General features: G+C 61.6%; 2 protein-coding genes. Both read left to right on the top strand.

Features of this window, described 5'->3' with window-relative positions:
• A partial coding sequence (locus tag AC5RWX_RS33095) for a carbohydrate ABC transporter permease (RefSeq protein WP_494100395.1) occupies positions 1 to 468 on the top strand: 468 nt, incomplete at its 5' end.
• 3 nt (positions 469 to 471) lie between these two features.
• On the top strand, positions 472 to 1,398 hold the full coding sequence (locus AC5RWX_RS33090; protein WP_494100394.1) for a carbohydrate ABC transporter permease: 927 nt from the start codon (positions 472 to 474) through the stop codon (positions 1,396 to 1,398).
• The last annotated feature ends 195 nt before the right edge of the window (positions 1,399 to 1,593 follow it).

Genomic DNA, 1,593 nt, shown 5'->3' with positions numbered 1-1,593 from the left:
GGCGCTTTCGGCATGGCCGCGCCGGAGTTCCTGGCACAGGACAGCATTTTTGGCAGCCTCGTCAATATCGTGACCTGGCAGTGGGCCGGCTACTACATGATCATCATCTACGCCGCACTGCGCGGTATCGATCCCGGAATTTACGAAGCTGCCGTCCTTGACGGCGCCTCTGACCGGCAAATCGCATGGCGGATCAAGATTCCCATGATCTCGTCTTCCCTCGTCATGGTTGTCATTTTCGCCCTCATAGGCACCCTGCAGTTCTTCACCGAACCGCAAGTGCTCCGGGGGGTGGCGCAAGGAGCTATCCCGACGTCGTACACGCCCAATATGTACGCCTTCTCGCTGGCCTTCTCCTACAGCCAGTTCAACTATGCTTCCGCCATCTCCTTCGCACTCGGCATCGTCGTGTTCGCCTTCTCCTTCCTTTTCCTCTTCCTGACCCGCAAGCAGAGCGGACTGAAATAAACCATGGCACTCGTCACCGATACCCCCCAGCTGAAGGGCGGCCGGAAAGGCCGCAGCGCCGCAGGCCGCGCCAGGGCCCGCAACGGCGGTCCCCGCATCGGCTCCCACATTTTCCTGCTCATCCTTGTTATCTACTTCATCACCCCGATCTGGTGGCTGACCGTCGCCAGCACCAAGGACACTGCCGGCCTCTTCGGAGGCTCAGGCGGGCCTCTCTGGTTTGATGATGAGTTCCATTTCTTCAGCAACGTCCAGGGCCTGTTCGAGCGGCAGGACGGCATCTACTGGCGCTGGCTCGGAAACTCGTTCCTGTACGCCATCTCAGGAGGCGTCGGAGCGACCATCCTCGCCGTGCTTGCGGGCTACGGTTTCGCGAAGTACAACTTCCGTGGCCGGGGACCGTTCTTCGGGCTCCTGCTCGGTGCGGTGATGGTGCCGCTCACAGCACTCGTCATCCCGACGTTCGTGCTGCTGAGTTCAGTAGGGCTGGTGAACACAATTTGGGCCGTGATCCTGCCTTCGCTCCTCAGCCCGTTCGGCGTCTACCTCATGCGTGTCTTCGCACAGGAAGCGGTGCCAGACGAACTACTGGACGCCGCGCGGATCGACGGGGCAGGAGAAATCCGCACGTTCTTCCAGATCGCGCTGCCCCTGCTGCGCCCGGCCATCGTGACAGTGCTCCTGTTGTCCGTCGTCGGAACCTGGAACAACTTCTTCCTGCCACTGGCAGTCCTCAGCGATCCGCTGCTGCTTCCGGTCACCGTCGGGCTTAACGGCTGGCAGGCCCTGTCCAACGCCGGCAGCGGCGGTGAGGCCCTCTGGAACCTGATCACCACGGGCGCCTTCCTCTCAATCATCCCGCTGATCATTGCCTTCCTTTCCCTCCAGAAGTACTGGCAGGGCGGATTGTCGCTGGGCTCGCTCAAGTAGCCCGGCCCCGCTTCCAGCCTCCAAGCACATACGTACGCACAGAAAGTCATTTGATGCAGAACGCACGCCTCACCCTCGACCCGCACTTCACCGTCGGACGGATCAACCGCAACATCTTTGGCGGGTTCGTCGAACACCTCGGCCGCCACGTCTACGACGGCATCTACGAGCCCGGCCACGAGAGCGCCGATAACG

The organism is Arthrobacter sp. SPT-J7, assembly GCF_059089965.1.
This window is presented reverse-complemented; position numbering and strand designations above follow the sequence as displayed.

What these genes read in the sequence shown, in the direction of transcription:
- AC5RWX_RS33090 (WP_494100394.1), top strand. Translation starts at nt 472, where the DNA reads ATGGCACTCGTCACCGATACCCCCCAGCTGAAGGGCGGCCGGAAAGGC.